Origin of the sequence: Mesorhizobium sp. M1050 (assembly GCF_040318715.1) — a bacterium.
Taxonomy (GTDB): domain Bacteria; phylum Pseudomonadota; class Alphaproteobacteria; order Rhizobiales; family Rhizobiaceae; genus Mesorhizobium.
Genome location: NZ_JAMYMV010000147.1, coordinates 1 through 3,993, shown reverse-complemented (window position 1 = coordinate 3,993; position 3,993 = coordinate 1). Strand labels below are relative to the sequence as shown.

Genomic DNA, 3,993 nt, shown 5'->3' with positions numbered 1-3,993 from the left:
CTCCGATCATCCAGAGGTCCTTTCAGAATCGATTTCCGCACACCACACAAGAGTCCCTTTGTACTCATGTGCGATTCCCCTGCCCGCGAGGGGGAGATCGCAGCTTCGTCTATCTCAATACTTCTCCGGCACATAAAGCTCGCGCGGTAGCGTCTGGCGCTCGTATTCGGGGTTGAAGACGCGCTCGGGCAGTGTGATCTCCTCGTGCGGCACCTCCTCATATGGCACCTGCTTGAGCAGGTGGTCGATGCAGTTCAGCCGCGCCCGCTTCTTGTCGTTGCCCTCGACGATGAACCAAGGAGCCTCCGGGATGTTGGTGCGGATGAAAGTTTCTTCCTTGGCCTTGGTGTACTGTTCCCAGCGCACACGCGACTGCAGGTCCATCGGCGACAGTTTCCACTGCTTCATGGGATCGTGGATGCGCATCAGAAAGCGCATCTGCTGTTCCTCGTCGGTGATCGAGAACCAGTATTTGACGACGGTGATGCCCGAGCGGACAAGCATGCGCTCGAACTCCGGTACGTCGCGGAAGAATTCTTCGACCTGATCGGGCTGAGCAAAGCCCATCACCCGTTCGACGCCCGAGCGGTTGTACCAGGAGCGGTCGAACAGCACGATTTCGCCGCCGGCCGGCAGATGCGGGACATAGCGCTGGAAATACCATTGCGACTTCTCGCGCTCGGTCGGCGCCGGCAGTGCGACGACACGGCAGATGCGCGGGTTGAGCCGCTGGGTGATGCGCTTGATGACGCCGCCCTTGCCGGCCGAATCGCGGCCCTCGAAAATCACCACCAGCTTTTTCTTGTGGTATGCGACCCAGGACTGCAGCTTGATCAGTTCGGACTGCAAGGTGATCAAGTCGCGAAAATACTGCATGCGTTCGATCGAAGGCGGATGCGCGTTCTTGTAGATCTTGGCGATCTCCATCGAGAGCGCCGGCTCCGATATTTCGAGCTCATAGTCCTCGTCTAGCGTGTCGGCGAGCTCGGCTTCAAGCCAGTCCCTGGCTGGAGAATTCTGCTTTAGCTCGGTCATATCAGTTGCTCCGCTTGCAAGCGCTGTCGGTCCACGTCGGCGCCCCTAGTTGCTGGCTTGCGTCTCGGAGCGGCAACACCTGAGCCGACTTCAATATAGGCCGGTAATGACGGTTTTATTGCAGCCTGGAACATGACGTCGCCGCTGCAAACCCCGTGAGGCACGATCGATCCGTTGTCGTGGCATGGCGACAAGCTGCTCAAATTGTCCTACAAATAGCGGCCACATTCGGGGTGGCCTTCCCCAACGCCCCTTCCCTAATGCAATCGCGAGGACTGACATGGAATACCGCACTCTCGGCCGTTCCGGCCTGAAGGTTTCGACGCTGACAATGGGCACCATGACTTTCGGCGGCGCCGGCGCGTTTTCGGCTGTCGGCAAAACCGACCTCGACGAGGCGCGCCGGATGATCGACCTCTGCATCGATGCCGGCATCAACGTCATCGACACCGCCAATGTCTATTCGAACGGCATTTCGGAGGAGATCATTGGCGAAGCCCTCGGCGGCAAGCGCAAGGGCGACGTGTTGATCGCATCGAAGGCACGGATGCGGATCGGCAAAGGTCCCAACGATGAGGGCCTGTCGCGCCATCACCTGATCCGCGAATGCGAAAAGAGCCTGAAGCGGCTCAAGACCGACGTCATCGACATCTACTTCCTACACGAATGGGATGGCGTAACGCCGCTGGAAGAAACCATCGCCGCGCTCGACACGCTGGTTGCCCAGGGCAAGATCCGTTATGTCGGCTGTTCCAACTATTCCGGCTGGCAGGTGATGAAGGCGCTCGGCATCAGCGACAGCCATCACCAGCCGCGCTTCGTCACCCAGCAGATCCACTACACGCTGGAAGCGCGCGAGGCGGAATATGAATTGCTGCCGATTTCCGTCGACCAGGGGCTCGGCGTCCTGGTCTGGAGCCCGCTTGCCGGCGGATTGCTGTCCGGCAAATACCGCCGCGACAGCCCCACCGCCCGCCAGCTCGCCGGCTGGTCCGAACCGCCGATCCGCGACGAGGACCGGCTGTGGCGGATCGTCGACGTGCTTGTCGAGATCGGCACGCAGCGCGGTGTGTCGGCGGCGCAGGTGGCACTGGCCTGGCTGCTCGGCCGGCCGGCGGTCAGTTCGCTGGTGATCGGCGGTAGAACCGAAGCGCAGTTCCAGGACAACATCGCGGCGGCGAGCCTGGTGCTCACCGGCGACGAACGCGGTCGCCTCGACGCGGTCAGCCGGCCGCCCTTGCTCTATCCCTACTGGCACCAGCAGCTGACGGCAAAGGACCGCTTCGGCCCCGCCGATCTGGTGATTGACCGAAGCGGCATCTGACGAGCGAAATTCGGCGCCAAAGCCCGCGACGCTCTAACTCTGGATAAAGCGCCAGACCTCGAGATCAGGCTCGATCTGGCCGCTGAGGACAAAATATTTGTAGAGCACGAGCAGCGAGATCGCCTGCTCGTGCTGCTGGTTGGAGAATTGGCGGCAATAGGCATTTGCCGCTGCGATAATGCGTTGCGCCTCGGCCGGGTGTCGTTCGAAATAACGCACCTTATCGGCGACATCGGCGAAATCCGGGTCGAGCGGCACATAGTGGACACCAGCCTCAAGTTGCCTTTCCGCAAACCATGTCTCGTATGTCGGCGGCGGCATCAGGCAGAGCGAATTCGAATTCAGGATCCATTTGAGGTTGGTCGCCACGTCGTTGCCTTCGATCGAGACAATGTAGCGGTAAAGCAGCTGCTGGCTGACGCTGAGAAAAGGCTTGCTGTATTCGGCCGGCGCGTTTGGCTTGTGCGAGCCGGCGTCGCAGAACGGCAAGTCACGCACAGCGTCGATAAATCTTGTCCGTTTGGGATTGTTGAGATCGCCGCGCCAGACCACGGTCGGGCGCTTGTCGGCGAATGCTGTTGTATCGGCCGGCATGTGGAAGTGCCGGAATTTGTTGAATTTCATGATCACCGCATTTTTGTCGTCAGCGAGGATCGGCCGATCCTTGACGAGCGTCGGCACCTTCGGCACCTCGATGACGTCGCCGAATTCGATGTCGACGAGCAATGCCGGATCGAAATAGCGGGCAAATTCCTTGAGGTCGTAATAGTACATGGTCGGCGTGGAAGGCAGCTTGTCGATCCGCACCGCGGCAGGGCTGGGCGTAAACGCGTCGTACAGCTTGTTGTAATAGTTCAGCCGCCGCTGCACCACCTCATCCGAGAGCCTGGCCTGTTCGAGACGGCCCGCCAACCGTCGGCGGAAGAGTGCCTGTGGAGCGATGTCGCGCAAGACGTTTCGCGCGTAGTAGAAAACCTTCGCCGTCGTTCGGGGAATCGTGGCCATAGTTCACTTGATCAAAACAAACGGGCAGCGCTCAATATGTTGGATACCTTGGCACCCCGGCTCTCCCTACATCATTGTGCCGCGCATCTTGCAAGCCCCGCATCTTGCAAACCCCGGCCATCATCGACGCGAACGGCCCGGGGACTATCGCTTCAGCTGTTGTGTTTGACGGCTAATGCTCCTAGGCAGGACCAGAGCCGCTAAAAGCAATTCCAGGAAAAGTGTCAAACGGTTTTCCCGGAAAAAAGCGCGTAGCGCTTTCCCCCAGGGGATTGCGCCAAACAAAGAGCTGGAGCGATTCTGCGTTTCCGTGAAACGACGAACCGGTCCAGCAGTGAAAAGGAGCCGATATGGCGCGACCACCAAATTACGATCAGGAACGCAAGGAACGCGACCGCCAGAAGGCGGCGAAGAAGGCCGAGAAGCTGGCGGCCAAGGTTGCGGCGAGAGAACGTTCGAAGCCCGAGGACGAGACCGAAACCGAGACCGACACCGAAAAGTGACGGCAAGCGGCCCGCGCCATCCGGGCGCGCCCCAGGCCCGCTTGTGTGGCGATCTTATCGCGGGAGGTTCAGGGGGTGTCGTATACACCTAACCGCGCCCCCGAGGCCCGGGGCGCGAGAGGATTG

4 protein-coding genes are annotated in these 3,993 nt (G+C 60.3%); 2 read left to right on the top strand and 2 right to left on the bottom strand.

Annotated elements, in window-relative coordinates:
- Window positions 1-114: 114 nt before the first annotated feature.
- Window positions 115-1,035, bottom strand: coding sequence for a polyphosphate kinase 2 (ppk2, locus tag NKH57_RS33440; RefSeq protein ID WP_352827435.1), 921 nt, complete (start codon window positions 1,033-1,035; stop codon window positions 115-117).
- Window positions 1,036-1,315: 280 nt separating this feature from the next.
- Here ppk2 and NKH57_RS33435 point away from each other — a divergent pair, with 280 nt between their 5' ends.
- A complete protein-coding gene (locus NKH57_RS33435) occupies window positions 1,316-2,359 on the top strand; it encodes an aldo/keto reductase (protein WP_352605214.1) in 1,044 nt (347 codons plus the stop codon).
- 33 nt (window positions 2,360-2,392) lie between these two features.
- Here NKH57_RS33435 and NKH57_RS33430 read toward each other — a convergent pair whose 3' ends face one another.
- Window positions 2,393-3,364, bottom strand: a complete 972-nt coding sequence (locus tag NKH57_RS33430) for a glycosyl transferase family 90 (protein WP_352950600.1) — start codon at window positions 3,362-3,364, stop codon at window positions 2,393-2,395.
- Between the two features lie 350 nt (window positions 3,365-3,714).
- Between NKH57_RS33430 and NKH57_RS33425 the strand changes: the two genes are divergently transcribed.
- On the top strand, window positions 3,715-3,867 hold the full coding sequence (locus tag NKH57_RS33425) for a hypothetical protein (protein WP_023759918.1): 153 nt from the start codon (window positions 3,715-3,717) through the stop codon (window positions 3,865-3,867).
- The last annotated feature ends 126 nt before the right edge of the window (window positions 3,868-3,993 follow it).